At 52.7% G+C, this 26095-nt stretch carries 24 protein-coding genes, 1 pseudogene and 1 riboswitch; of the genes and pseudogenes, 18 read left to right on the forward strand and 7 right to left on the reverse strand.

From position 1 onward, the window contains the following. Positions 1 to 2 precede the first annotated feature (2 nt). Positions 3 to 2663 (forward strand): glycoside hydrolase family 2 protein, encoded by a 2661-nt coding sequence (locus tag G5B42_RS06905; RefSeq protein ID WP_181339723.1) that lies wholly within the window; start codon positions 3 to 5, stop codon positions 2661 to 2663. Continuing rightward, positions 2654 to 3568, forward strand: coding sequence for a glycoside hydrolase family 43 protein (locus G5B42_RS06910; RefSeq protein ID WP_181339724.1), 915 nt, complete (start codon positions 2654 to 2656; stop codon positions 3566 to 3568). The genes G5B42_RS06905 and G5B42_RS06910 overlap by 10 nt, the downstream gene beginning before the upstream one ends. 32 nt (positions 3569 to 3600) lie before the next feature. On the opposite strand, the gene G5B42_RS06915 is transcribed toward G5B42_RS06910, so the two are convergent. The 3 genes from G5B42_RS06915 to G5B42_RS06925 all read right to left on the reverse strand — a co-directional run bounded on the left by G5B42_RS06915 (position 3601) and on the right by G5B42_RS06925 (position 6028). Then, on the reverse strand, positions 3601 to 4641 hold the full coding sequence (locus G5B42_RS06915; protein WP_231133325.1) for an aldose epimerase family protein: 1041 nt from the start codon (positions 4639 to 4641) through the stop codon (positions 3601 to 3603). A gap of 84 nt (positions 4642 to 4725) precedes the next feature. Further along, complete coding sequence (locus G5B42_RS06920; protein ID WP_181339725.1) at positions 4726 to 5532, reverse strand: Cof-type HAD-IIB family hydrolase; 807 nt, start codon at positions 5530 to 5532, stop codon at positions 4726 to 4728. Positions 5533 to 5668: 136 nt separating this feature from the next. Beyond that, positions 5669 to 6028, reverse strand: a complete 360-nt coding sequence (locus tag G5B42_RS06925; protein ID WP_181339726.1) for a hypothetical protein — start codon at positions 6026 to 6028, stop codon at positions 5669 to 5671. Between the two features lie 248 nt (positions 6029 to 6276). Beyond that, positions 6277 to 6370, forward strand: a riboswitch (cyclic di-GMP riboswitch). A gap of 75 nt (positions 6371 to 6445) precedes the next feature. Here G5B42_RS06925 and G5B42_RS06930 point away from each other — a divergent pair. Continuing rightward, positions 6446 to 8038, forward strand: a complete 1593-nt coding sequence (locus G5B42_RS06930) for a bifunctional diguanylate cyclase/phosphohydrolase (protein WP_181339727.1) — start codon at positions 6446 to 6448, stop codon at positions 8036 to 8038. 35 nt (positions 8039 to 8073) lie between these two features. Here G5B42_RS06930 and G5B42_RS06935 read toward each other — a convergent pair whose 3' ends face one another. Beyond that, positions 8074 to 8925 (reverse strand): DegV family protein, encoded by an 852-nt coding sequence (locus G5B42_RS06935; RefSeq protein ID WP_181339728.1) that lies wholly within the window; start codon positions 8923 to 8925, stop codon positions 8074 to 8076. Positions 8926 to 9280: 355 nt separating this feature from the next. On the opposite strand from G5B42_RS06935, the gene phoU reads away from it, so the two are divergent. From phoU to G5B42_RS06950, 3 genes are all read left to right on the forward strand, one after another. Beyond that, a complete protein-coding gene (phoU, locus tag G5B42_RS06940; protein WP_181339729.1) occupies positions 9281 to 9919 on the forward strand; it encodes a phosphate signaling complex protein PhoU in 639 nt (212 codons plus the stop codon). A 176-nt stretch (positions 9920 to 10095) separates the two neighbouring features. Beyond that, positions 10096 to 10692 carry an OmpH family outer membrane protein gene (locus tag G5B42_RS06945; RefSeq protein WP_181339730.1) on the forward strand — a complete coding sequence of 199 codons (597 nt, stop codon included), beginning with the start codon at positions 10096 to 10098 and terminating at the stop codon, positions 10690 to 10692. 21 nt (positions 10693 to 10713) lie between these two features. Further along, positions 10714 to 11556: an SDR family oxidoreductase gene (locus tag G5B42_RS06950; RefSeq protein WP_181339731.1), complete on the forward strand. Its 843-nt coding sequence runs from the start codon at positions 10714 to 10716 to the stop codon at positions 11554 to 11556. Between the two features lie 143 nt (positions 11557 to 11699). Here G5B42_RS06950 and G5B42_RS06955 read toward each other — a convergent pair whose 3' ends face one another. Next, on the reverse strand, positions 11700 to 12890 hold the full coding sequence (locus tag G5B42_RS06955; protein ID WP_181339732.1) for an aminotransferase class I/II-fold pyridoxal phosphate-dependent enzyme: 1191 nt from the start codon (positions 12888 to 12890) through the stop codon (positions 11700 to 11702). Between the two features lie 113 nt (positions 12891 to 13003). Beyond that, entirely contained in the window at positions 13004 to 14095 is a 1092-nt protein-coding gene (locus G5B42_RS06960; protein ID WP_181339733.1) for a PRK06851 family protein, read from the reverse strand. Between the two features lie 126 nt (positions 14096 to 14221). On the opposite strand from G5B42_RS06960, the gene G5B42_RS06965 reads away from it, so the two are divergent. Together G5B42_RS06965 and G5B42_RS06970 are read left to right on the forward strand one after the other, a co-directional pair. Then, a complete protein-coding gene (locus G5B42_RS06965; RefSeq protein ID WP_181339734.1) occupies positions 14222 to 14752 on the forward strand; it encodes a TlpA family protein disulfide reductase in 531 nt (176 codons plus the stop codon). Positions 14753 to 14791: 39 nt separating this feature from the next. Next, complete coding sequence (locus G5B42_RS06970) at positions 14792 to 15523, forward strand: cytochrome c biogenesis CcdA family protein (protein ID WP_181339735.1); 732 nt, start codon at positions 14792 to 14794, stop codon at positions 15521 to 15523. On the opposite strand, the gene G5B42_RS06975 is transcribed toward G5B42_RS06970, so the two are convergent. Beyond that, the gene (locus G5B42_RS06975) at positions 15520 to 15714 is read right to left on the reverse strand and encodes a hypothetical protein (protein WP_181339736.1); all 195 of its coding nucleotides are present in this window, start codon (positions 15712 to 15714) and stop codon (positions 15520 to 15522) included. The genes G5B42_RS06970 and G5B42_RS06975 overlap by 4 nt on opposite strands. 528 nt (positions 15715 to 16242) lie before the next feature. Between G5B42_RS06975 and G5B42_RS06980 the strand changes: the two genes are divergently transcribed. The 10 genes and pseudogenes from G5B42_RS06980 to G5B42_RS07030 all read left to right on the forward strand — a co-directional run bounded on the left by G5B42_RS06980 (position 16243) and on the right by G5B42_RS07030 (position 26078). Further along, entirely contained in the window at positions 16243 to 16368 is a 126-nt protein-coding gene (locus G5B42_RS06980) for a spore coat associated protein CotJA (protein WP_231133337.1), read from the forward strand. A gap of 14 nt (positions 16369 to 16382) precedes the next feature. Beyond that, positions 16383 to 16637, forward strand: a complete 255-nt coding sequence (locus G5B42_RS06985; RefSeq protein ID WP_181339738.1) for a spore coat protein CotJB — start codon at positions 16383 to 16385, stop codon at positions 16635 to 16637. Positions 16638 to 16650: 13 nt separating this feature from the next. After that, entirely contained in the window at positions 16651 to 17223 is a 573-nt protein-coding gene (locus tag G5B42_RS06990; RefSeq protein ID WP_181339739.1) for a manganese catalase family protein, read from the forward strand. A gap of 106 nt (positions 17224 to 17329) precedes the next feature. Then, positions 17330 to 17548 carry a small, acid-soluble spore protein, alpha/beta type gene (locus G5B42_RS06995; protein WP_181339740.1) on the forward strand — a complete coding sequence of 73 codons (219 nt, stop codon included), beginning with the start codon at positions 17330 to 17332 and terminating at the stop codon, positions 17546 to 17548. 97 nt (positions 17549 to 17645) lie between these two features. Beyond that, positions 17646 to 19007 (forward strand): tRNA (N6-isopentenyl adenosine(37)-C2)-methylthiotransferase MiaB, encoded by a 1362-nt coding sequence (miaB, locus tag G5B42_RS07000; RefSeq protein ID WP_181339741.1) that lies wholly within the window; start codon positions 17646 to 17648, stop codon positions 19005 to 19007. Positions 19008 to 19026: 19 nt separating this feature from the next. Next, positions 19027 to 21612 carry a DNA mismatch repair protein MutS gene (gene mutS, locus G5B42_RS07005; protein WP_181339797.1) on the forward strand — a complete coding sequence of 862 codons (2586 nt, stop codon included), beginning with the start codon at positions 19027 to 19029 and terminating at the stop codon, positions 21610 to 21612. A gap of 46 nt (positions 21613 to 21658) precedes the next feature. After that, a pseudogene (gene mutL / locus G5B42_RS07015) lies at positions 21659 to 23471 on the forward strand (DNA mismatch repair endonuclease MutL). Between the two features lie 4 nt (positions 23472 to 23475). Continuing rightward, positions 23476 to 24426, forward strand: a complete 951-nt coding sequence (gene miaA, locus G5B42_RS07020; RefSeq protein WP_181339744.1) for a tRNA (adenosine(37)-N6)-dimethylallyltransferase MiaA — start codon at positions 23476 to 23478, stop codon at positions 24424 to 24426. A 53-nt stretch (positions 24427 to 24479) separates the two neighbouring features. After that, a complete protein-coding gene (hfq, locus tag G5B42_RS07025) occupies positions 24480 to 24731 on the forward strand; it encodes an RNA chaperone Hfq (RefSeq protein ID WP_181339745.1) in 252 nt (83 codons plus the stop codon). Positions 24732 to 24830: 99 nt separating this feature from the next. Further along, positions 24831 to 26078, forward strand: coding sequence for a methionine gamma-lyase family protein (locus G5B42_RS07030; RefSeq protein ID WP_187350972.1), 1248 nt, complete (start codon positions 24831 to 24833; stop codon positions 26076 to 26078). The last annotated feature ends 17 nt before the right edge of the window (positions 26079 to 26095 follow it).

Raw genomic sequence — 26095 nt, forward strand, 5'->3', positions numbered from 1 at the left:
GCATGGGTGAGATCCGGACCCTGAACGGATTATGGACCTTCACCATCGATCCCCGGGGGCGGGGCGAGGAAGAAAAATGGTATTGCGGTCTGCCCGCCGGTGACCGGTATCCGGTGCCGGGGGTATGGCAAACCTACCGTAAAGAGTTATACAGCTATACGGGATATACCTGGTACAGCCGGGAATTCACGCTTGAGCCGGAGCTCCGTGGCAAACGCATATTTATAGAGTTTGCCGCCGTTGATTTCCGGGCGGATGTTTGGCTGAACGGGAAAAAATTGGGTATGCACGAAGGTGGATATACCCCGTTCCGCTTTGAGGTCACCGATCTGGTCCGTGGCGGAGAGGCCAATTTATTGGTCGTGTGTGTCTTTGACCCGGAGGAGAATCAAGAGCTTCCCCACGGCAAACAGGGGAGCTGGTACAGCCGGGTCAGCGGTATTTGGCAGGATGTCAGGCTGCTGATCTATAACGAAGCCTTTATTGAAAAGGTCAAGATCACGCCCGATCTGGATCAGGACACCGTCCATTTTACGGTGCTATGTGATGGAGTGAATAACCTAATTGATCCAAACGTGGAGATTATGATCTATGCCGCAGAAGACCGCGGCCGGATGATCGAAAAACGGTCCTTTCCTTACCGGGACGACCATACTTACAGTCTCGGCCTGACGGACCCGTGCTACTGGAGCCCGTCCTCGCCCTGGCTCTACCATACCGAGATTATTCTTAAAGACGGGACCATTCCCAGAGACCGGATGGTTACTTATTTCGGGTTACGTAAAATTCATTGGGAAGCGGGGCGCCTCTTTTTGAACAACCGGCCTTTCTATCTCCGCGGTGCCTTGGACCAGGGGTTCTGGCCGGAAACGATCTATTATGCCCCCAGCGAAAGCCTGATTCAGGAGGAGATCAAAAAAGCAAGGGACATGGGTTTTAACCTGCTCCGGAAACACATCAAAACAGAAGATCCCCGTTACCTGTACTGGGCTGACCGCATGGGGATGCTCATCTGGGCGGAACCACCCAACTGCGCCAAATGGTCGGAACTGGCCAAGGCCCGGTTTAAAAAGGAATTGTTTGCTTTAATTGAGCGGGATTATAATCACCCTTCCATTATTATCTGGAGTATCTATAATGAAGAATGGGGATTGGAATGGCGACTCCGCAATGACCGGGAAAAACAGCTGTGGGTGAATGAATTATACCGGGAGGTAAAAAAGGCCGATCCAACCCGTCTGGTTTGTGATAATTCAGGCTGGGCCCATGTCTGCACCGATCTGAATGACTATCACCGTTACTTTGCCGTTCCCGAGCTCGCCGAGGAGTGGCGGGCTGATTTGACCCGCATTGTCGAGCATCCGGAAGAGAATTACGCCCTGCCCGCCAATCACTGGGGGGAGCCGATTTTGATCTCCGAATTCGGAATGTGGGGGCTTCCGGAGACCGATCAGATTACCGGTGAAGATTTGGATGCGGTTCCGTGGTGGCAGGGAAGTGCCCGAATCTTTAAGGAGGAGTTTAAGATTCCGGCGACGGCCGCCCGCAATTTCCGGAAATACGGTTTGGACCGGATTTTTTCCAACTTGAATGAATTGGCACGGGCAGCGCAAGAACGGGAATTCCGGGGTGTAAAATTTATCATCGAGGAGATCCGGAAAAGGCCGGAGCTTGCCGGTTACGTGGTCACAGAACTAACCGATATCGAATGGGAAACCAATGGGTTCTTGACCTATAACCGCCAGCTGAAGGCCGGTTTTGCGAAAGCCCCTTATTTTAACGGGGAAACCATCATCAGCGCCGACCTGAACAAAAGAAACTTTTGGTGCGGGGAAACGCTCCGGGTCCGGCCGGTGGTGGTCAATAACACGGATCAAGATTTTCAAGGGGAAATCGTTTGGAACCTGAACGGGACAAGGCTTTCGGAGAAGACGCCCCTTACCGTTCTTGCCTCTGCGGTTACCCCCGGCCATGAAGTTTTGCTTCCGTTGCCCAACGTCGATACGCCGCAGCGGCTTTGCCTCCGCTATGAATTGCGCTGTGGGGAGCGGGTTATTTGCCAAAATGAAGAAGAACTCACCATTACCCCGCCGGCCGCCCGGGTGGTCAACGGCCCGGTTGTTTATCCGGTGGGTCTGCCTCCGGCCTTTATCACCGAATTGGTTAAAAACGGATTTAAGCTCGCTCCGGACGGGAAAGCGGCGGGACTTTGCCTGACTACGGCCTTGACGCCGGAGGTTAGGGCCCACTTGGAGGCCGGGGGGCACGTGCTTTGGCTGGCGGAAAGCCAGATGACGGGAGATGGATTCACCCTCAAGAAACTGGTGGAAGGGGAAAACTGGGACCGGGCGGCAGCGGTTAATTTTCTTGACCCCTCACTTTTCCCCGGGGTACCGGTGGCAAAAGTACCCGGTTGGGAAATGGCCGGTCTTTATCCGGCTACGCTTGTCACCAACCTGGATACCTTACCAGGGGTAAGGGTGTATGGCGGGATGTTCCAAGGCTGGTTGGGAAACCTTGACGGTTTTTTGGTCGAGCTTCCACTGGAGTCCGGGCGTATATGGATTACCACCTTACGTTTGGGTGCCAGCTATAACCAACAACCGATCGGGACTTTAATGTTAAACCAATTAATGCTAAGAGCGGGGAGAGGATGGAGTTGACCCGAACCTTAAAATGCGGGGAGATCACCCAGATCGGTGACCCTTATGTCCTGCGGGACCGGGGAAAATATTACCTGTATGCCACTTCCTCCCCCTATGGGTTTAAGGTGTGGGAATCTCCCGATCTGGCCGCCTGGCAAGAACGGGGATTAGCTTTGGATGCACGGGAAGAGGGTAACCAATGGGGCGTCGGCGATTTTTGGGCGCCCGAAGTCACTTATTACCAGGGGAATTACTATATGATTTACAGCGCCCGGGACCGGGACGGTTCGCTGAAGCTGGCCTTGGCCACGGCGACACACCCCTTGGGCCCTTTTCGCAACCGGAAAGCACCCCTCTTCGACCGGGGCAAGTCCTTTATCGACGGGCATTTCTTTTTTGATGACGACGGGAAAATTTATCTCTATTATGTTCAGGATTGTTCGGAAAATATAATCGATGGTAAACATATCAGCCAAATTTTTGTGCAAGAAGTCAGTGCCGACCTTCTGACTTTGTTGGGGGAACCGGTTTTAGCGGTCGAGCCCAGCCAACCCTGGGAGGGGATTGACCGGGATTGGCAGTGGAATGAAGGCCCTTTTGTCCTGAAGGACCGCGGGGTGTACTATTTAATGTATTCCGCCAATTGCTATGCTTCCAGTGACTACGCCATCGGGTATGCCGTGGCCACTTCCCCGTTGGGGCCTTGGCAAAAGGCGGACGGCAATCCGCTCCTGGCCAAAGATTTAGCGGCGGGGTTTTCCGGCCCGGGACATAACTGTGTAACCCGTTCCCCCGACGGGAGCCTTTTGATTGTTTACCATACCCATACCAATCCGGAGCAGCCTAGTGGCGACCGGAAAGTAAATATCGACCGGCTTGTGATTGAAAATGGTCAATTAAAAGTGGTCCGGGTCATGAAATGACCCGGACCACTTGTTTTTATGACCACTGGTTTTTATTGTTCAATGGTAAACTGGTATATGGTGGTCTGTTGGTAAACTTCCCCCGGGTTTAAGACTGTGGAAGGAAACGCGGGGTGATTGGGGGAATCGGGGAAGTGTTGGGTTTCCAGACAGAACCCGCTGTGTTTTCCGTATTTTACACCGCGTTTTCCGGTCAAGGTCCCGTCGAGGAAATTTCCGGTGTAAAACTGCATTCCCGGTTCAGTGGTGTAGACCGTCATTACCCGGCCACTTTTCGGTTCGCGGACGCTGGCGGCCAAAGTTAGTTCAGGTCCCTTGCGGTTTAAAACATAATTATGGTCATAGCCGCCGGGGAGCTTTTTGATCCGCGCTCCAATCGGTTGCCAAGTGGTGAAGTCCAAGGGGGTATTGTGCACCGGAATTAATTCCCCGGTGGGAATCAATTCTTCATCAACGGCCGTATAACGGTCGGCGTTGATCATGATTTCATGGTCCAGGATATCGCCACAACCTTCCCCCTTTAAATTGAAGTAACCGTGGTGGGTGAGGTTGACGATGGTTGGCTGATCGGTGGTAGCCAGATATTTAATGACCAGTTCATTTTGGTCATTCAGGAGGTAACGGACAGTGGTGGATAAGTTCCCCGGGTAGTTTTCCTCCCCGTCTTTGGATAAATAATTGAGCTCCACCCCAGCCCCTTCTGCGTTACAAAACTCGACAGCATCCCAGACCACCTTGTTGAAACCGATATTCCCGCCGTGAAGGTGGTTTTTACCGTCATTCAGGGCCAACTGGTACTCTTTACCGTTCAGAACAAAGCGGCCCTTGGCAATGCGGTTTGCGTAACGACCGATGAGCGCGCCGAAATAGGGGTGCTCGGCTAAATAGTCGGCTAAATTGTCAAAACCGAGGACCACATCGTCAAGTTTGCCGGTTTTATCCGGGACCAGAAGCGATGTGACAATCCCCCCGAAATTAATGATCTTCACTGTCATATCATGTTTGTTTTTGAGGGTAAACTGAAAGACTTCCTTCCCGCCAACCATTCCATAGGGTATCTTTGTGATGTTCAAAATTTCCCCTCCTTATTTTCATCTGAACGGTAAAAGTAACTGTCCTTGTTTCCCCGGAAACAAAGACAAGATGGCATCATAAGCTTACAGTGCTTTATTCAAACAGAAGCGGTAGAGGGCATGGGCGACACCGTTTTCGTCATTGGAGAGCGTCACATAGTCGGCGTGTTGTTTGATTGCCGCATCGGCATTGGCCATGGCAATGCCGAGTCCGGCATATTTGATCATTGACAGATCATTAAACCCGTCCCCGATCGCGATGATTTCCTCCCGGGAGAAGCCGTAATAAGCGCTCAATTGGGCCAAAGCATTGGCTTTCGAGACTTTTTGGTCGAAAAATTCCAGAAGGAACGGCTGGGAAGTACAGTAATTCACCGTCGGGGGGACCGCGGGCGCAACCTGTTTTTCAAAATGGCGGATCGCTTCTACTGTGTCGTAAAAAAGGACTTTTGTCACCCCTTGGGCGATGAGCGCTTCCAGATCGGTAATGGGCTCCGGTTTCGTCCTTGACAGGTCGGAGTAGGCGGTTGCTTCCGGGCCAAACGGCTGGACATAGAGTTTGTTGTCGGCCCAAATGACAACCGTGGTTTTGAGGTTTGTGCCGAGTTTGTACACGGTTTTCACGTCTTCGCCCCGCATTGTTTGGGCGTAAAGGATCTTTCTTGATTTTCCCATTACGATCATGGCACCGTTGTAGGTGATAAAGGGCAGATCCAGACCCAGTTGCTCAATCAACGGTTCGACTCCTTGGATTGGCCGGCCGGTGCAGATGGTCACGATCACCCCGGCCGCGATGGTTTCTTGGATTGCTTTTATGGTCTCCGGTGTAAGGTTGCTATTGCTGTCCAGGAGGGTGCCGTCGACATCGACTGCTACTAATTTGTACTTCATACTTCTTCTCCTTTGGTTAAAGATCCTCTATTTCCGAATCAGTGTATTACATGTGGCTTAATTATAAAGTACTAGGTTTTGACGGAAAAAGCAATCTGGATTAAGTTTTTTACAAGTTTTTGTGGCGATAAAAACATTACTTTTTTTTGGTTCTGGCCTGCTCAATGATGGAGTGGAGCGGTTGCGAGCCCCCTGCCATCAGCGCCGCCGTAAAAAGGCTGTCGATCAAGGGTGCTGTTTCCATTCCCAATCCGCCCGCCAGGAGACGGAAGCGGGGATTCGCCAGGGCCAACCCAAAACCGAAGGCAAAGGTCAGAAGCAAAGTCAGATAAGTACGGAAGGCAACTATTTTGGCGATGTTTTGGTCCGGATGCTCCCCTTTCTTCGGCACCGGGGGAAGCAACGGCATGAGTAAATTCTCAATGATTCGTTCGACAATGAAGGTAATCACGGCAATAAACACAAGATAAGAGAGGAGTTGGTCTAAGTTGTACATCTTGGACCCTCCTTGACATAAGTGATCTATGTAGTACTAATTTTTGACATCCCGCCAATTTCCTCTTTTTCACATTTTATATTTACATTTACAAATGCAACAAATGAATTAGAATAAAAACCAAGAAAAAAGGGCAAAAAAGGGCAAAAACCGGCAAAAACATGATTTAATAGTTGCTTTAGTGTCTGGATCATGTTACTATTCTTATAATAATCTGTCTTTTTAATTGAAATCTGGCGAAACAACGGATCGCGAAAAGGCAAATCCGGCGAAAGCCGGGGGCGCAAAGCTGCGGGTCTAAAGTTTAACTCACGTTTAAACCAAGACAGCCGGGCTGCCGAAGGGTGTTGTTTTTTTATCATCCTTTATTGATCAGTTAAGCACCAAAAGGTCAAGATGTGCGGAGAGGGATCTTAAATGCGAAAAGCCATTATTACCATTATGATCCTCGTTGTCCTTTTATTCTTTTCTCCGGACCGTGCCAATACCGGCCAGTATTACCACGGTCTTATTCTGGTCCTTTCTGCGGCTGTGCTTTTGTTGTTCGTGCTTAGTCTAATCTTGTTCCTAAGCTACCGCCGGTTAAAAGCAAATTATCAGGAGAATATCATTTTAAACGAGATATGGGAGACTTATATCAACGCCAACCAGAGTTATATATACTTAAAAGACGAAAATCTCCGCTATCTTCTGGTTAACAAAGCCTTGGCTGATTTCTACAACAAAGAAGTGCGTGAAATTATTGGGCGGGATGATTTCGCCTTTGCCGATCCGGGGTTTGCTGCTCTCAGCACGAGGACCGAGCTAAAGGTTTTGGCCACCAAAACGGTAGTCGAGGAAGAATTAGTCTGGCGCAACCGGGTTTTTGCCGCCACCAGGTTTCCGGTTAAACTCGTCAGCGGCCGGTACGGCGTCGGTGCCTACGTACGGGATATCACCGAAGAATACAACAACAAAAAGGAGCTGATTTACCTCAGTTTTCATGATCCTTTAACCGGACTGTATAACCGGCGATACGTCGAAAATGAGTATACAAAGCTGGATGTGGAGGCCAATCTTCCCCTTACAGTGATCATTGGTGATGTCAACGGACTGAAAATCACCAATGATATCTTCGGGCATCAGGCGGGCGATCTTCTGCTAAAGAAGGTGGCGGAAATTTTAAGGATGGTTTGTCAAAAAGGAGATGCGGTTATCGCGCGTTGGGGCGGGGATGAGTTTATTCTGTTTTTACCCCGCACCACCGGGGAAGAGGGGGAAAAACTCCGGATGGCGGTCAAAGAGCAGTTTGCCCAAGAACGGATCAATGGCCTGCCGGGAAGTATCTCCTTGGGTGTTGACACCAAAACCGTTACGACGGAAGACCTCGCCCAAACCATCCGTAATGCCGAAGAGCGGATGTATTTGGAAAAAGCGATCGACAGCGAACGGTTTAACAACGATGCGATCCAAAGAATTGTCAAATCCTTTCACGAACGATTCCCCCGGGAGGAGGAGCACGCCCAAAGGGTAAGTAAACTATGTGTAGAACTCGGGAAGGCGATGAAGCTGTCCCCGTCGAACTTGAACCGGCTAAAACAGGCGGGTTACCTTCACGACTTGGGGAAAATCGTCTTGGAGGAGGCCTTACTGGCGACGGAGGAGCCGCTGACCGAAGAGAAATGGCGAAAGTTAAAGGAGCACCCGGTGGCCGGGTACCGGATTGCCAACGCTTCGCCCCAGACGATGGAGGTAGCCAGGTATCTGCTCAGCCACCATGAAAACTGGGATGGGAGTGGTTATCCCAAAGGCCTGCGGGGGCGGGAGATCCCAAGGACGGCCAGGATTATTGCCGTGGCCAATTACTACGATAAATTGCGCTACGGGGCTTTCGGCCGAGAACCGCTTTCCCCGGACGCCGCCCTGGCAGCCCTCAAGGAGGAAGCCGGGAAGAAACTGGATCCGGAGATTGTCCAGGTTTTTCTGGAGATCATGGCAAGTGGTGCGCGTTTGGAATCGATAAATCTATAAACGCCAAGGGGACCTTTGCGGTCCCCTTTCTTCATTTATGCTTCTTTTTCCACATAAATAATGCCCACGGTTCCCGGTCCGCAGTGGGTTGAGATCACGGCCCCGGCTTTGGTAATAACGACATTGCGGGCCAGCTCCATCTCCCGGAACTGCGCGGCGAGATCATTGGCCGCCTCTTCGTCACGACAGTGGGTTACGGCGATCCAGTTGTCGTCGATCCGTTCTTTGTTGGCGGTGGCCCATTCTAAGAGGCGGGTTTTGGCTTTGCTTTTACTTCCCCGGATTTTTTCCGGGACGCACATCTTGCCGTCGACAACCTCAATACGCGGATGAATCTGGAGAACGTTGCCGATCAGCGCTTGCGCCCGGGTTAGTCTTCCTCCTTTATATAAAAAGTCTAGCGTATCGACGATAAAGGAGGTTCTTACCCGTGCGGTCATGGCCCTGAGCCGGTCGGCAATCGCTTGGAGAGAGGTACCTTGCTCGGCCATTTCGGCCGCATGCAAAGCCAAAACCCCGATGCCCATTGATAGATTACGGGAATCGACGGTGGCAATGGGGGCGTCGGCCAATTCTTGCGCCGCCAGACAGGCGGAGGCGTAAGTACCGGACAGGTCGGACGAGATTCCGACATACAAAATTTCATGACCTTCCGCGAGGAGGCGCCGGAAAAGTTCTAGAAAGGCGGCCGGTGTGGCCTGGCCGGTCTTGGGGAAATGGGGGGAAGTGTTGACTTTTTCTAAGAACTCGTCCTGCGTAAGGTCGATCCCATCATAGTAAACCTCCTCGCCAAAATGGACCGTAAGGGGAATCACCTCAATACCGTAGCGGCTTTTTAATTCCGGTGAGAGGTCAGCCGTGGAATCGGTGACGATTTTGATCGACATTGCAAAACTCCTCCCAAAGGGTAATTTTCCGTATCTTGTAGCAAGTTGTTCAGTAAGGAAAAGAAGATAAATCAAATGATGATACCGGGGTTAAGAGGTCCGTCGGGATCCTTTATGGTCACCTCCTTGTTTTAAGTCACGATTGGCCAGTCACTAATAACTTCGCTAATTTCAGGTTAAATCCTCCCCGCTCTTTGGTGGTGAGCGGGAAGAGGGCGAAAGAAAGTGTATGACAAGTGGCAGGAGGATTTTACCCTTTTGTAACTAATATTAATGTTACCGGGAATTTTTTGCGAAACCGGACGTTAGTAAAAGGTAGAGGGCCAAGTATATTTACGAGAAAGGTGTGGTTGCTTTGAACCAGCTTGAACAGTTGATGTCGGAGATCAAGAAGATGGGGGATGCAGTTAAAGAGCGGGTCCAGCGGTCGATCAATGCCTTGGTGGAAAAAAATCCGGAGACCGCCTTGGAGATTATCAGAGAGGATGACCTTTTTGATAACGAACTGATCGTCTTTGAAGACAAGATTACCCGGTTTCTTGCGGAAAAGAACCCCCACGGGAAAGAACTGCGTAACAGTCTTTCCATTTTTAAGATGGCTAAAGATCTGGAACGGATCGCCGATTACGCGACGAACATTGCGGAGATCGTTCTGGAGTTCAAAAATGAAGAATACATAGAACCTTTAACCCATATCCCCAAACTGGCCTCTTTAGCCCTTAATATGCTTGAAGTGGCATTAAGGGCTTTTGTTGATGGTAATCCCGATCTGGCCGAAGCGGTCTGCCGTAAAGACGAAGAGGCCGATAATCTTTGTGACATCATTTATAAGGAGTTGACCAGCGGGGAATTGGCCGAAGGACAACCCCGTTCCATCCGGCAAACGGTCCGGTTTAACATGATCGCCCGTTTTTTGGAACGGATTGCCGACCACGCCACCAATATTGGGGAAGAAACAATCCTGCTCCATACCGGAAAAAGGGTAAAATACTAACTTCACTACCTTTTGTCCGTTGCAAAACAGACCCGCCGGGTGGCGGGTTATTCTTTAGCCGGGACGTTAATTATTCCCGGCAGGAGATTGCCACGGCGGGTTGAATATCTCCTGTGTTAGCGCCGGACCGACCATTTGTCTCGGTCTTTAATACTTCCGGGGAGGAGCAGTAGAAGATGGCAAAACGATTTTTCCTCTTTTTGACTTTAACCGTTGGCCTACTCCTTCTGGTCTTAGCGTATGCCGGGCCACACCGGACGGTTGAAGCGAATACAAAAGTACCCGAACCCAAAATCGGGCTTCTAGATCTGGACAGGATTAAAAAGAAGGCTCCCCACTTTATTGCGTTGGAGCAACGGGCAAAAAACAACCGCCGGATCCTGGAGGAGTTTACCGCCCAGGTTTTAGCCGAACACCAACAGCAGATTCAGACGTTAAGTCCGGATGATTTTAGCCGCAGCCGGGAACTAGCCCTGGCCACCCAGGCCCGCCTTGATCAGAAGAGGCAGGAGTTGGAGGAAAGTTACCGGCGGCAAGAAGAGGCCGTGCTGGAGGAGTTGAAGGCGGTTGTCGCCCATGTGGCGAAGAAGGAAAAGTACGATTGTATTCTCCTCAAAGGCGGTTTCCAGGTGGGTGGGGAAGATGTCACCGATCAAGTCCTTAAAACCTGGGACAAGTGGGGATTGACTTTTTGGCAGCGGGTTTGGATCTTTTTAGGCGGGAAGGATCCCCGGCCGGATCCGCTGGCGGAAGGGTCCGGCGATGGACAGTAAACGTAAAGGAGCGTTTTTTTGATGGCAATGAGCTTGTCAGGGAAAAAGGTTCTTATTACCGGAGCTTCTTCCGGAATTGGTGCCGCCATTGCAGAAGCACTGGCGGACGCGGGGTGTCAGGTTTGGGGGACGACCCGTAATCTCGACAAGGTGGCGTCTCTCCCCGAACCGTTGCGCCGGAAGGTGAAATTCCTGGCCATGGATGTCAACGACGACCATTCGGTCCGGGCCGGCGTAGACCGCTTTCTGGCGGAAGCCGGGGGCATCGACGTCCTGATTAACAACGCCGGGTTTGGGGTCTTCGGGCCGCTCGAGGAGTTCCCCTTGGCCAAGGCGAAAGCGATCTTTGAAACCAACTACTTCGGGGCCTTGCGTTTGATTCAAGCATTGGTGCCGGTCATGCGGGAACAACGCAATGGGCTAATCATCAATATTACTTCGCTGGCCGCCCGTTTTGTCATTCCCTTTCAGGTTCACTATTCGGCGACCAAATTTGCCCTGTCGGCGCTGACCGAGGGGTTGCGCCAGGAACTGCGCCCCTTCGGGGTGAAGGTGGTTGCGGTTGAACCGGGCGATATTAAAACAAACTTTAATAACGTTACCGAATTCGGGTTTAAGGAAGACTCGCCATACAAAAAATGGACGGAACCCTGTTGGCGGGTGATCGATGTTAATATGGAAAAATCCCCCTCGCCCCGGGTGGTGGCGGCACAGGTGCTCAGGATCATCAGGCAGCAGAACCCCCGTCCGTATTACGTGGCCGGCGATTTCCTGTCGACGAAATTCCCGTTTCTGGCCCGGTTAGTCTCCCAACGGTTCAAGGAGAAGTTAATCCGGAAATTTTACGGAATTGATTTTGAATAACAAACGGGTAAATGTGGGGGACAAAACTGTTTACATAGGCCCCTTCTGGAACCGCGGGGTGATTAACGAAAATTAATCAGTAAAAAAGCCTCCTGACCGCCAACGGTCAGGAGGCTTTTTTTGCGCTGTGGTGCGGGGCTTCGTTAGGCGGGGATGACCGCCAATTCTTTACCGACTTTGACCAAGGTCTGCAGGGCACGGTCGATCTGTTCCTTGGTGTGGGTGGCGGTGAGGCTGGTCCGGATCAAGGTGGCATCCGCCGGGACGGCGGGGGCGACGACCGGGTTGACGTAGACTCCGTGCTCAAAAAGGACCTTGCAGAACAGGAACGTTTTTTGCATGTCCCCAACCAGGATGGGAATGATGGGGGTCACTCCGTCACGCACGATAAAACCATGCTCTTTCAGACGGGTCCGGAAGTCATTGGCGAGGGACAGCAGATGCTTGCGGCGTTCGGGTTCGGTTTCGATGATCTCCAGGGCTTTCAGGGCGGCGCCGGTGGCGGCCGGGGTCATGCTGGCCGTAAAGATCAGCGGCCGGGAGACATGCTGCACGTAGTGGCAGACCGGCTCCGAAGCGACAAGGAAACCACCGAGGGAAGCAAAGGATTTACTGAAGGTCCCCATAATCATGTCCACTTCGTCTTCCAGGCCAAAATACTCGGCAGTACCCCGCCCGTTGGCACCGAGGACACCAATGCCGTGGGCGTCGTCCACTAAAATACGGGCGTTGTATTTCCGGGCCAAGCGGACAATCTCCGGCAAGTTGGCCAGATCGCCTTCCATACTGAAGACGCCATCGGTGATAATCAGTTTCGGCGCGTCTTTTCCCAGTTTTTTCAGGAGATTTTCCAGATCGTCCATGTCGTTATGTTCGTATTTGTACATTTTGGCGAAGGATAAACGACAACCGTCATAGATACTGGCGTGGTTTGCCCGGTCGCAAAGGATATAGTCGCCGCGCCCGGCAATGGCGGAGATGATCCCCAAATTCGCAAGAAAACCGGCTGAGAAGAGGAGAGCTTTCTCCTTCCGCATAAATTTGGCCAGGCGTTCTTCCAGCGTGATATGGAGATCGAGGGTCCCGTTGAGGAACCGGGAACCGGAACAGCCCGAGCCGTATTTGGTGGTCGCCTCGACGGCGGCTTGGATGACCCGCGGATCGTTGGTCAGCCCCAGATAATTGTTGGAACCGATCATGAGGACATTTTCTTTGTTGCTCATCGTTACGATCGTATCCTGGCCCGTTTGGAGGGCATGGAAGTAAGGATACAACCCGGCGGCCATCGCCTCTTTTGCCATAGTATAATCATAACATTTTTTAAATAAGTCCATGAACTATGCACCTCGTTCTGTACATAATAATATCCTGCAATTTATTCGTGGGTCATCTTCTTTTTCCTGCTTGTTCTTTCTTTATTTGGAAATATGAAGTGATGGGGACCGGGTCAACGCGGGATTATGCGGTATAAAATGCTGTTGCGCAGTTGTGTTATTTGGTTAAAATCCATACTGTCGACGTAAAGCTCTTCCAGTTCCTGGTGAAATTTTTTTGCTTGGCGCAGCCATCCGACGGCTCTTTCCCAAAGGGTTGAGAAAACAAGGCGGAATTCTTTCAGGGTATCGCTGTCCGGGCCCAGTTCTGGCTTGAGGAAAGGATCGGTTGCGATATAACGGCACCGGCGGTCGTCATTGGGCCTGTATTGATGGGGCCAAGTCGAGGTGAAGACGGCGGTCTTCAAGTCCGGGAGCCACAGGTGATCGTATTTGGTCGGATCAAGGGCGCAGTGGAAAACTTCAACATCGAGGCCAAGGTCAACCGCGGCCGTGACCAGGCGCTTTAAGATTTCGTCCCGGCCCGTCCCCGGCGGCCCGTCCAGGATATATAAGCGTGTTGCCGCACTGCCAAGGGATTCTAAAAAATGAACGGGGCCATCGGCGGTAATGGCACTGGCAAAAAGGTGACGAAGGTGTCCTTTTTGCCCTGTTGGTTGACAGTTGGACAAGAGGTCTGCCTTTATTTCATACAGCGCCGTCAACCAAGCCTGCTGGTCTAAACGGGAATAGTTGGTTTTCCGCCAATGCCGGTAAATACCGAGGGCGGCATTTAAATAAACATAAGCCCGTTCGAAACAGGCTTTCTTTTTTTTCCCGGTTTCCATGATCGGGCTTTGTTTTGCTTTTAAGGATTTAAGGTTCCAGAAGGCACCGAGGTCGATAATTTCATCGACCGCCCCCGGATAGACCGGATCGATGGTATGGGGCGCAGTACCATCAAGAAAAGCGGTTTTTAAAGCAGGAATCAGCAGTCCATCAAGGGAATTATGATCCGATGAACAATGAAGATACTCAAGGTCAAAACCGCGCGTCAGCAGTTCCTCGCCAATTTGCTTCATGAAAGTTGACTTCCCTGTACCCGGGCCACCTTTTAGAATATAACGACGGTACGGCTCGGGACCGACTACTTGATCATAAAACGAATAGAAACCAACGCCGGTATTTCCACCGGCGAAAAAATGACGGATGCGGCCTGTTTTCAATTTTATCCCCTCCCGGGTTATAGATATGATTTCAGCTGGCCTTGAGTGCCTGTAAGGAAAGATTGACAAAGGATTTGATTTGATATATAGTATACCCAGTACCGTATATAAGGGAGGTTATGGTTAATGCGGAAAAAAGGTCTGTTCATTGCGGGTTTGCTGGTGGTGGCTCTCCTCCTGGTGGGCTTTGGTTTCAGTCTGGGTGGGAAAAAAGAAGGGGAAGTGGCGCGGGTAGGCGCACTAGCCCCCAATTTCCAGTTGGAAAACCTCTCCGGGGAAATGGTGGAATTAAAGGATATTTACCGGAAAAACCAACTGACAATGGTTAATTTCTGGGCGACTTGGTGCCCGCCGTGCCGAATAGAGATCCCTGAATTTGTCCGTATCTACCGGGAATACCGGGCGCGGGGTTTGGAAATTTTGGCGGTGAACGTATGGGAAAACAGTACCCTGGAGCAACTGCAGGACTTCGTGGCGGCGGCGGGGATGGAGTTTCCGATTCTCCGGGACGTCAAGGAAGATGCTGCGGCCAAATACCAGGTCCGGGGGATACCCACGACGGTCTTTATCAACCGCGACGGACGTATTCACGAGATCTTTGTCGGGGCGCTCAGTTACGGACAACTACAGACCAGGCTTGAACGTTATCTGCCGTAACGGAGCAGGCCAAAAGAAATAATAAAAGGAGGACCAGCTATGGAGACCCCAGGTTTTTTCCTTTCGTTTATAGCGGGCTTACTCTCCTTTTTCTCCCCGTGTGTTCTGGCCATGGCCCCCGGTTACCTGGCCGTGTTAACCGGAGCCCTTCCAACCGATGAGAAGCATGATCAGCGGTTGATGGTGAAAGCGGCGGCCACTTTTATCCTCGGCTTCTCCCTGGTCTTTGTGTTGTTGGGGGCGGCCTTTTCGGCTCTGGGGCAGTACCTTTCCGGGTTACGGGTGGCCTTTCTTAAAGTCGGCGGCGGGCTCCTCATTCTTCTGGGGCTGTGGCAATGGGGAATCTTTCGTTTCTTCCCTTTGCAACAGGAATACCGCTTTCAGCTGAAGAAACCGCTGGCCGGGGTTGCCGGTTGGTTGCTGGCGGGGATCACTTTTGCTTTTGGGTGGACACCCTGCGTCGGGCCGATCCTCGGGATGATTTTGACGCTGGCCGGGAGTGCGGGGCAGATCACCACCGGTGTCCTACTGCTCTTCGTTTACGCGCTGGGGTTGGCGACACCCTTTTTCTTAATGGCACTGGCCTACCGCCGGTTCTATCTTTGGTCAAAAAAAATAAGTCGCTATACCGCGATAATTACATTCCTCTCCGGCTTACTCCTGATCGTTGTTGGGATTCTGCTTTTTACCGACCGTTTTACCCTTCTGTCCATCTATTTAAACAAGGTTCTGGGTGGTCGCTCACTGGAAAACCTTTTATTGCCGGACTAGATAAAATCCCCGTTGGCGATGGTGACCCAGAACGGATCTTTCTTTGAACGGTTCAGATCGGCAAAGAAGGTCTTTACCCAAAGCTCGTCAAATTCGTTCAGTTTAACCCTGGCGTTGAGATGGGTAATTGTGCTGGGGACCAAATCCAGCGCGTATTGATAATGGCGGTGCTTGTAACGGGAACGGGACACTTGGGATCACCTCTCCCCTAAGAAAATATTAATCGGTCATGGAAGCGGAACCATAGGTTCCTACGGCCAAGACCTGTTACTGTCCGCCTTTGGGGTCGGTCGTCCACCTGGCGACGAATTTTCATTTGCCGGCGGGAGCCCGGGTGGACGAGCGTGATGAGCCCCAAAGGCTTGAGAAGTATCTTGTTGTTATGGGCCCCAAAAAGAAGCGTAAAAATCCTGTTTGCCACACACAAACATATTAGTTATCCATTTAAGCTGGAAATCCTTCCCATAAATTCGCCTTAATCTCCCGATAAAACTGTTTAAATTACGGGTTGACCAAATGCCTTTGTCTGTTACAGACAAAGGCATTTCTGTATTATTCGGGACGACCGGGACGGTTCGTAGGACACGGGCATTTTCCTGGTACAAGGGGTGCCATTAACCGCGGTCAGGAATAGGATATAGTAATCCAAAACCACAGTTGGCGCTTGTTCTGGAGTACACAAAGGAGGGATTGTGCAGATGTACACATCCAATGACCATATGCGTTTGGCTAGGGCATATGTTCCATTCCAAATCTTCTCCAAACGCTGGGAGCCTATGGAGGGTTTGCTGAAGGGAACAATCTTCCCCGAGCTATACTTTCCATACCGAAAAGATAAAAGGTGAAAGGAGCTTACACGATGGATCGGGAACAGCTGTCTATGCTTAAAGAGTTAATGGCGCTTGAGTTTGCGGTCTTGGAATTCCATCTTTATCTGGATACGCACCCGACCGACCAGCGGGCGTTGATGGAATACAATTCCCTTGTTCAGCAATTATCAGTGCTTAAACGACAGTATCAGGACCGTTACGGCCCTTTGACCTGGCAGGAACCAAGTGCTTATCCCTGGCAATGGATCAATGAGCCCTGGCCCTGGGAAATCTGTTACGAATAGGGGGTAATCATAAATGTGGATATATGAAAAAAAGTTACAGTATCCGGCTAAGGTTGGGCGGGCTAATGTGAAAATGGCGAAATACCTGATCACCCAGTATGGTGGGCCTGATGGAGAATTGGCCGCTTCGATGCGTTATCTGACCCAACGCTACCATATGCCCACCCCCCAAGCCAAAGGGATCTTAACGGATATCGGCACGGAAGAGCTGGCCCATCTGGAAATAATCGGAACTTTGGTGTATAAACTGATGGACCGGGCATCCATCGAAGAGATTAAAGCCGCCGATTTGGGCGCTTACTATGCGGATCATGACCGGGGACTCTATTACGTTAATGGGGAAGGGGTGCCGTGGACGGCAGCTTACATCCAATCGAAAGGCGATCCCATCGCCGATCTCCATGAAGATATGGCGGCGGAGGAGAAAGCCCGGGCGACCTATGATTGGCTAATTAACCTCTCCGATGATCCGGACTTAAATGATACGCTTAAGTTTTTACGGGAAAGGGAGATTGTCCATTTCCAACGTTTTGGGGAAGCCCTCCAGATCGTCCAGGAGTATCTGGATTCCAAGAAATACTTCTAAAACCGGCCACGCCGGTTTTTTTATGGAATTTATTTTTTGTAGCGGGTTTGGGTAACCTAAGAACGACGAAAACCCGGACTTGCCGGAGACATTTGGAGGTGGCACGGTGGCCAAGCGGAAACGGCCTCCCAATAAAAGAAAAAGTGAGTTGGAGAACCTGAAATGGGAAGTGGCTGATCTTTTTGGTTTGGATGATGATCTCGCGCAAGGCGGTGACGAGCTGTCGGTGCGCGAAGCGGGAAAAATCGGCGGTAATATGGTAAAGAAGCTCGTCGAGAAAGGGAAGGAAGCGCTCAAACAGGAACGGGAGGATGCCAAACAATAGGTTACAGTAAGGCCGGAAACGGCCTTTTTTATATGCGCCGCTACCAAAGACAATTGCTAAAAGTTTCTTTTTGCGTTATCCTATAATAAGGGTGATTATGTTGGAAAACTGCTGGAATCAAAAATACCATCTGGAAATATTTGGGTGCCAGATGAACTTTCATGATGCGGAAAAAACTGCCGGAATTCTGGAGAAAATGGGTTTTACGAAAGCGGACACAGCGGAAGAGGCCGATGTGATTCTCTTGATTACTTGTTGTGTCCGTGAAAATGCCGAGAACCGTTTATACGGGCATCTTGGTAATTTAAAACCCTTAAAACAAAAGAATCCGGAGCTGATTATCGGAGTGGGCGGTTGTATGGCGCAGCTTCCTTCGGTGCGGGAAAAGATTGCGGAGTATCACCCCCATATTGATCTGCTTTTTGGGGCCTTCAACCTCCACCAGCTTCCGGATCTAATCATGCGGATCAGGGAGACCGGTAGCCGGATCCTGGAGGTGCCGGGGGACGGCGAGATCCAAGAAGATCTCCCGGTGACCAGGGAAAGTTCCTTCCGTGCCTGGGTCACGGTGATTTACGGGTGTAATAATTTTTGTACATATTGTATTGTTCCTTATGTTCGCGGCCGGGAAAAAAGCCGTCGTCCGGAGAAGATCCTGGCCGAGGTCCGCCGTCTGGCGGCCGAAGGGATCAAAGAGGTTACCCTCCTTGGGCAAAACGTCAACAGTTACGGGTTGGATTTTCCCGCGGCCGAGCGGACGGATTTTGCCGATCTTTTAGGCCTGATCAATCAGGTCGAAGGGATTACCCGCATCCGGTTCCAAACCTCCCATCCCAAGGACCTTTCAGATAAACTAATCCGGCAGATGGCGGAGGCGGAAAAGGTCTGCGAGCATCTTCACCTGCCGCTTCAAGCCGGGAGCGATAAAATTTTGCGGATGATGAACCGGAAATACACCCGGGATGACTATTTACGGCTGGTGGACAAGTTACGCACCCGGATTCCCGATTTGGCGCTCACCACCGACCTGATTGTCGGTTTTCCCGGGGAGGAAGAGGCGGACTTCCAGGACACCCTGGAGATGGTGGAAAAAGTAGGCTTTGATGCCGCCTTTACCTTTGCCTATTCGCCACGAGTCGGTACCCAGGCCGCCAAGATGGAGAACCAGGTACCGGAGGAAGAAAAGATGGATCGCCTGTACCGGTTGATCGAGGTGGTGAATAAGCAGGCCAAAGCGGCCAACCAGCGCCTGGAGGGAAAGGTCGAAACAATTCTGGTGGAAGGTCCCAGCCCGAAGCGGAAGGAGATCTTTTGCGGGCGGACCCGTGGTAATAAACTGGTGCTTTTTACCCCGCCGTCCTCCGGTCCGGACCTGATCGGGACGGAGATCAAAGTTAAAATCAAGAAGGGCTTAACCTACACCTTACAAGGGGAAGTCGTCGATCGGGAGGTGTTCTGATTTGGTTCAGGATACTCCCATGCTGAAGCAGTATAAACGGATTAAGCAGGAGTACGCTGATGCCATCCTCCTTTTTCGTCTCGGCGATTTTTATGAGATGTTTCTGGAGGATGCCGAAAAAGCCGCGGAAGTCTTGGAAATTGTCCTTACTTCCCGGGAGGCGGGGAAGGGCAAGCGGATCCCGATGTGCGGAATCCCTTACCATGCCGCCACCAGTTACATCGCCCGCCTGCTCGCCAAGGGTTTTAAGGTGGCCATCTGTGAACAGGTGGAGGATCCGAAAAAGGCGAAGGGCCTGGTCAAACGGGAAGTTGTCCGGGTCATTACCCCCGGTACCTTGATTGACGAGCAATACCTGGAAGAAAAGGTCAACAACTATTTGGTGGCTTTGGTGCAGAGGGAAGCCGAATACGGTTTGGCCGTGGCCGATCTTTCCACCGGGGACTTTATGGTGACCCAGTTTGCAGCGGATGAAGCCCTGCTCCTTGATGAGCTTTGCCATTGGCAGCCAAAGGAGATTTTAGTGGCCGAGGACCAGCTTGCCATCTGGTCCGTACTTAAACAGCGGATTAACGTTTTATTTACTCCCCGGCCGCCCCATGATTTCCAGTGGGCAAGGGCGCAGGAGCGGCTCCTTTCCCACTTTCAGGTTGTTTCTTTGGAGGGTTATGGTTGTCAGGAGTTGAAGGCGGCCGTTGGTGCCGCCGGCGCTGTTTTGGCCTATTTTTATGAAACCCAAAAAAGCCAGCTCGAACATATCCTCTCCCTCCGTACTTATCATCTCGGCGATTTCATGCATCTGGACCAGTACACCCGGCGCAATCTGGAATTGGTAACGACGCTGCGGGACCATAAAACCCAGGGTTCTTTGCTTTGGGTGCTGGACCGGACGGTGACAGCGGCGGGGGGGAGGCTGCTCAAAAAATGGCTGGAGCAGCCGCTTCGCCGCCGGGCGGAGATTGAAGACCGGTTGGCGAAAGTGGACGGTTTCTTTCATCAACATGGGATCCGGCAGACCACCCGGGGTTTACTCCGGCGGACCTGTGACCTTCAGCGTCTTTTGGCCAAACTGGCCTGCCAAACGGTGAACCCCCGGGATTTGTTGGCGCTCAGGACAACCCTGGCTCTCCTGCCCGAGATCCGCCAGGCGCTTCAGCATGAAGAGCTGGGTCCGGTGGCCGCGCTGGCGGCGGAGATTAACCCCTTGCCGGATTTGACGGCGTTGTTGACCACGGCGCTGCGGGAAGATCCGCCGGTCAGTGTGACGGAAGGGAATATCTTCCGGGAAGGCTATAACCAGGAATTGGATACGCTCATCCGCGCGACACGCGAAGGGAAACAGTGGATTGCCGGCCTCGAGCAAGCGGAGCGGGAGCGGACGGGGATTAAATCCTTAAAGGTCGGCTACAACCAAGTTTTCGGTTATTACCTGGAGGTGACGAAAGCGAATTTGGCCCTGGTGCCCGCGGATTATATCCGCAAACAGACCCTGGCCAACGCGGAACGCTACGTCACCCCGGAATTAAAGAAGTATGAAGAGTTGATCCTGGGGGCGGAGGAAAAACGGGCGGCCTTGGAGTACCAGCTCTTTTTAGACCTGCGCGGGCAGGTCCTCGCGCGGCTGCCGGAGTTGAAACGGTTGGCCGAGATCCTGGCCCAGTTGGATGTTTACGCTGCGTTGGCCGAGACGGCGGTGCAGAACCATTATGTCCGCCCCGAGATCCATGAAGATAAGAAGATCTTGATCCGGGAAGGCCGCCATCCGGTGGTGGAACGGGTCTTACCCCCCGGTCAGTTTGTGCCGAACGATACCCTGCTCGATGACGACCAGCACCGCCTGCAGATTATCACCGGGCCGAACATGGCCGGAAAATCTACCTATATGCGGCAGGTGGCTTTGATCGTTCTTATGGCGCAGATTGGTTCCTTCGTGCCGGCCAGCTATGCCCGGATCGGTTTAGTGGACCGGATCTTTACGCGGGTAGGCGCCGCCGATAATCTGGCCGGCGGGCAGAGCACCTTTATGGTGGAGATGAGCGAACTGGCGAACATCCTGCACCATGCCACCGCGGACAGCCTGTTGATCCTGGACGAAATCGGCCGGGGGACCAGCACTTTTGACGGGTTAAGCATTGCCTGGGGGGTCCTGGAATACCTTTGGAATCCACGGCAGATGGGGGCGCGCACCCTTTTTGCCACCCATTATCACGAGTTGACCACTTTAGCCGCTCGGTTGGACGGGGTGGAGAACCTGAATGTGGCGGTGGCAAAGGAAGGCGACGGGGTGATCTTTCTCCATAAGATCCTGCCCGGGGCCAGTGATCGGAGCTACGGGATTGAAGTGGCGCGCTTGGCCGGGATCCCGGAAGTGGTTTTGGCGCGGGCGGCGGAGATCTTGGCCGAACTTGAGGCGAAAGGGTTAAAGGAACGGTCCCAAACCGTGGCGCTACCGACCAAACCCATGCAACTAACGCTATTTACGGTTGACGAAGCCCATATCTATGATGAGCTCCGTCAGCTTGATTTGAACAATATCTCGCCCCTGGAGGCGCTCAAACTGCTCTTCCAGTGGCAGCAGCGGTTGAAACAGAAAAAAGAAGCCTGAAGCAGAAGAGGGAGTAAAGATGGGGAAGATCATTCACCTTGATGAAATGACCATCAACCAAATTGCCGCCGGTGAAGTGGTGGAAAGACCGTCGTCCGTCGTGAAGGAACTGGTGGAGAACGCGATCGATGCCGGTGCGAAAAAGATTGAGATCTATTTGACCAACGGCGGCCGGCAGAAGATCCAGGTGGTGGATGACGGCGCGGGGATGGACCGGGAAGATGCCCTGCTGGCGGTGGAGCGCCATGCGACCAGTAAAATCAGGAAGTTCGAAGATTTGCAACACAGCAGTACCTTGGGGTTTCGCGGGGAAGCGCTGGCCAGTATCGCCGCGGTATCCCGCCTGACTTTACAGACGGCGGTAGATCCGGCGGTTCCGGGGACAAGGGTTCGGGTGGAAGGCGGGGTGGTCCAGGCGGTGGAACCGGTCGGGGCCCCGCGGGGAACCAATATCAGTGTGGAGAATCTTTTTTTTTAACACGCCGGCCCGGTTGAAGTTTATGCGCAGTATTCCCTCGGAAGTGGCGCAGGTGAAAGAGATAGTCACCAGTATGGCCCTGGGGTATCCGGAGATCTCCTTTCGCCTGCTCCACCACGAGATGAAGCTGGTCCATACCCTGGGGACGGGCGATTATGAACAAACTTTGGCCCAGATCTTCAGCCCCAATATTTGTCAGGAGCTCTTTCCGGTGGACGGCTGTTACGGACCGCTCAAGATCACCGGATTTTTGGGCCGTCCCAATGTCGCCCGGGGGAACCGGGGACAACAGTATTTCTTTTTAAACCGCCGGTTGTTCCGTTCCCGTTTGGTGGCGGCCGCCGCCGAACGCGCTTACGATACCTTGTTACCGGTGGCCCGTTTTCCCTTTTTATTACTCAATCTGGAGTTACCGCCGGAACTGGTGGATATCAATGTCCACCCGACGAAGATGGAGGTTAAATTCCGGGACGAAAACGAGATCTTCCGTGGCATCCTCCACATTATCCGTGGGGCTTTGGAGGCAAATGTGCTCACCACCCAATGGCGACCGCAGTACAAGCCGGCCACGGTGATCGGCCGGAAACAGCCGGCGATGCCCGCCAGTTTGTTCGAAGCCAAGGGGGAGGAAGCGGCGGCAACCCGGATTGAGCGCACCCAGGCGGCTCCTTTCGTGACTAACGTTAAGGAGAGCACCGCGCCCTTTTCGGCAGTGCCGCCGGCCGCGGCGCCTTCGGCTGAAACGGGGACTGCGGCATCGACCGCCGCCGCGCCTTCGACCGGAACGGGGAACCCGGCGCCGGCCGCCCCGCCGGAAGTGGACGGTCTCCGGGTCTTTTCCCTCTTTGATACCTATCTCCTGTGGGAGGAGAACGACGCTTTAGTGCTGGTGGACCAGCATGCCGCCCACGAGCGTATTCTCTATGACCGCCTGCGCTCGGGTTCGCGGGTGAATATGCAGTATTTTTTGGCGCCGCTGACGGTCGAGCTGACCCCGGCCCAGATGCAAACGATTCACGAAGCCGGGGATCTGCTCCGGGCGATCGGTTGGGAATTTGAGGCCTTCGGCGGGGAAGCGCTTATTCTTCGGGCGGGGCCCCAGGATTTTTCGGCGGCAGAGGCTGAAGACCTGTTTCTTAGTCTCCTTAATGAACTGGGCGCGGGCGGCGAGGGGCGGCAAGTTGACCCGCAGGAGCGTTTGTTAAGATTGATGGCTTGCCGGCAGGCGGTTAAAGCCGGAGAACGGCTTTCACTGCAGGAAGCAACGGCTTTGATCCGGAACCTGCGCCAGGCCAAAGTGCCGCAGACCTGTCCCCACGGGCGACCGACAATGGTGGCGATCACTAGAGCAGAGTTGGAGAAGATGTTTAAGCGGAGGTAGAAAAATGGGACCGCTGATTGTGCTGGTCGGTCCAACCGCCGTTGGCAAGACGGAACTGGCTGTCAATCTGGCTTTACACTTTGGAGCCCAGATCATTTCCGCCGATTCAATGCAGATTTACCAGGGCATGGATATTGGGACCGCCAAGCCCACGCTTGAGGAGCGGAAGGGTGTTCCCCACCACTTAATCGATCTGGTCCCTCCTGACCAGCCGTTTACCGTCGTTGATTACCAGGAACACTACAACCAGGTTAGGAGCCGTTTGGCGAAGGAAGGGATCCTCCCGCTGCTCACCGGGGGAACCGGGCTCTACATCCGGGCGGTCACCCAAGGCTTTATTTTCCCGGTCCCGCCCCCTGATCCGCAGTTGCGGGCGGCGCTTAAACAGGAAGCGGAAAGCCGCGGCCATGAAGCGGTCTACCGCCGGCTGCAAGCACTGGACCCGGAAGCGGCCCGGAAGATTCATCCCAACGATCTGAAACGAACCCTGCGCGCTTTGGAAGTGATTCTGGCCACGGGACGGCCCTTTTCCGCCCAACAACAGGCGGAGCGCCGCACCCTTCCGCGCGATGTTGTATACATTGGTCTGCACCGCGAACGAGCCGAGCTGTACGACCGGATTAACCGCCGCGTCGACCGGATGATCGCCGCCGGTTTGGTTGAGGAAGTAGCCTCCCTTTTGGCGCAGGGTTACGGCCCCGATTTACAGTCGATGCAGGGCTTGGGTTATAAAGAACTGATCCCGGTGGTGCAAGGGCGTACTTCCTTGGCCGAGGCCGTCGAGCTGCTCAAGAAAAGAACACGCCATTATGCCAAGCGGCAAGAAACCTGGTTTCGCCGGGAACCGGTGGAGAAGTGGTTTCTCCTGCGGGCGGGGGAAGAGGAGAAAACTTACCAAAAGATCTTGGCATTTTTAGAAGGGAGAATTAACTGTTTGTCGAATAGATTTAACTAGTATTCTTTTTTTCAGGAGAAGGGTTTGTTGTTGTATTATGGAGGTGAAATGTTATGACTAAGCCCGTCATCAATTTACAGGATGGATTTTTAAACCAGGTACGGAAAGAGAGTGTTCCGGTCACTGTTTACCTGGTGAATGGTTTTCAAGTCCGGGGTTTGATCAAGGGATTTGACAACTTTACCTTGATCATGGACAGCGAGGGAAAACCGGAACTCATCTATAAACACGCGATTTCAACGATTATTCCGTCCCGGCCGTTACGTGAGTTTAGTGGCGATCCGAAGGACGAGGAGTTAGCGTAAATTCCGGATTCTAACGAGTTTTGAAAAAAAGGAAAAAGGGGTGGCATAGCCTGCCCTTTTTTTAATGTTGTGTGGATGGAGTAAAGGAGGCACGCTTCTTTGTCGATTACCAAAACATCAGGATTAGCCCTCATTAAACAAGCAGAAGAAAGTCTGGCCCCGGTTTTTGCCCGTTTTGAAGAGCTCGCCCTCTACAACCAGGAGAAGGTGCTGGCGGCCTTCAAAGCCGAGAAGGTTGGTGCCCATCATTTTACCACCTCAACCGGATACGGTTATGGTGACGTTGGCCGGGAAACGCTGGAACGGGTCTTTGCCCGCGCCTTCGGGGCGGAGGCGGCTTTGGTCCGCCAGCAGATCGTCTCCGGAACCCACGCCATCAACCTTGGTCTTTCCGGCCTCCTGCGCCCCGGGGACGAATTGGTTTTTGCCACCGGTCTGCCCTACGCCACCCTACGCACCGTCTGTGGACTGGAAGGAAACGTTCCCGGCAATCTCCAGGAATACGGGGTTAAGATCAAGGTAATCCCACTTTTACCGGAAGGACAGATCGACCAGGAACGCTTGCTCGGTGCCCTGACCGACCGGACCCGGATGGTGGCTTTCCAACGGTCCTGCGGTTACGAAAACCGGCGTTCCTTTATGATAAAGCAACTGGCACCTGTCTTTGCGGCGTTACGCCAGTTGCCCAAGGCGCCCATTATTTTTGTGGACAATTGTTACGGTGAATTTGTGGAGAAGGAAGAACCTTTGGCGGTGGGCGCAGACCTGATCGCCGGGTCTTTGATTAAAAACCCGGGGGGCGGTTGGGTCCCCTCCGGCGGTTATCTGGCGGGGAAAAAAGAACTGATTGACCTGGTTGCTGCACGGCTCTACGCTCCCGGGCTGGGTGGGGAGGTTGGCCCGTCGTTGATGAATCTCCGGCTGTTTTTCCAGGGACTTTTTGATGCTCCCCACCGCGTCTATGAGATGTTAAAGGCGGCCGCCCTGTTTGCCTGGGTCTTTGCCGAGCTGGGGTTTACGGTGGCCCCGACGGCGACGGAACCGCGGACGGATGTGATTCAACGGATCGACTTTGGCACCCCCGAACGGCTCCTGGCGGTCTGCCGGAGTATTCAAGCGATCTCGCCGGTGGACAGTTATTTGACTCCGGAGCCCGCCGCGATGCCTGGTTACCAGGATCGGGTGGTGATGGCCGCCGGAACCTTTATTAATGGGTCTACCAGTGAGTTAACGGCCGATGCTCCGTTCAGACCTCCGTATAGCCTCTATTTTCAGGGCAGCCTTTCCTATCTCCACGCCAAGATCGCCTTGGCTTCCATCTTGAAGCAGTTAAAAATTGATTCTTGAGGCAGGAAACGGTAGGT

It is taken from the genome of Capillibacterium thermochitinicola (assembly GCF_013664685.1).
Lineage (GTDB): Bacteria > Bacillota > UBA4882 > UBA10575 > UBA10575 > Capillibacterium > Capillibacterium thermochitinicola.

Excerpts from the sequence above, each read along its gene's own strand:
- G5B42_RS06920 (WP_181339725.1), bottom strand. The coding sequence starts at position 5,532 with ATGAAGTACAAATTAGTAGCAGTCGATGTCGACGGCACCCTCCTGGAC.
- G5B42_RS06910 (WP_181339724.1), top strand. The coding sequence starts at position 2,654 with ATGGAGTTGACCCGAACCTTAAAATGCGGGGAGATCACCCAGATCGGT.
- hfq (WP_181339745.1), top strand. The coding sequence starts at position 24,480 with ATGACTAAGCCCGTCATCAATTTACAGGATGGATTTTTAAACCAGGTA.
- G5B42_RS06985 (WP_181339738.1), top strand. The coding sequence starts at position 16,383 with ATGGATCGGGAACAGCTGTCTATGCTTAAAGAGTTAATGGCGCTTGAG.
- G5B42_RS06955 (WP_181339732.1), bottom strand. The coding sequence starts at position 12,890 with ATGGACTTATTTAAAAAATGTTATGATTATACTATGGCAAAAGAGGCG.
- miaB (WP_181339741.1), top strand. The coding sequence starts at position 17,646 with ATGTTGGAAAACTGCTGGAATCAAAAATACCATCTGGAAATATTTGGG.
- G5B42_RS06980 (WP_231133337.1), top strand. The coding sequence starts at position 16,243 with ATGCGTTTGGCTAGGGCATATGTTCCATTCCAAATCTTCTCCAAACGC.
- G5B42_RS06925 (WP_181339726.1), bottom strand. The coding sequence starts at position 6,028 with ATGTACAACTTAGACCAACTCCTCTCTTATCTTGTGTTTATTGCCGTG.
- G5B42_RS06970 (WP_181339735.1), top strand. The coding sequence starts at position 14,792 with ATGGAGACCCCAGGTTTTTTCCTTTCGTTTATAGCGGGCTTACTCTCC.
- G5B42_RS06990 (WP_181339739.1), top strand. The coding sequence starts at position 16,651 with ATGTGGATATATGAAAAAAAGTTACAGTATCCGGCTAAGGTTGGGCGG.
- mutS (WP_181339797.1), top strand. The coding sequence starts at position 19,027 with ATGCTGAAGCAGTATAAACGGATTAAGCAGGAGTACGCTGATGCCATC.
- G5B42_RS06945 (WP_181339730.1), top strand. The coding sequence starts at position 10,096 with ATGGCAAAACGATTTTTCCTCTTTTTGACTTTAACCGTTGGCCTACTC.
- G5B42_RS06950 (WP_181339731.1), top strand. The coding sequence starts at position 10,714 with ATGGCAATGAGCTTGTCAGGGAAAAAGGTTCTTATTACCGGAGCTTCT.
- G5B42_RS06930 (WP_181339727.1), top strand. The coding sequence starts at position 6,446 with ATGCGAAAAGCCATTATTACCATTATGATCCTCGTTGTCCTTTTATTC.
- miaA (WP_181339744.1), top strand. The coding sequence starts at position 23,476 with ATGGGACCGCTGATTGTGCTGGTCGGTCCAACCGCCGTTGGCAAGACG.
- G5B42_RS06905 (WP_181339723.1), top strand. The coding sequence starts at position 3 with ATGGGTGAGATCCGGACCCTGAACGGATTATGGACCTTCACCATCGAT.
- G5B42_RS06965 (WP_181339734.1), top strand. The coding sequence starts at position 14,222 with ATGCGGAAAAAAGGTCTGTTCATTGCGGGTTTGCTGGTGGTGGCTCTC.
- G5B42_RS06935 (WP_181339728.1), bottom strand. The coding sequence starts at position 8,925 with ATGTCGATCAAAATCGTCACCGATTCCACGGCTGACCTCTCACCGGAA.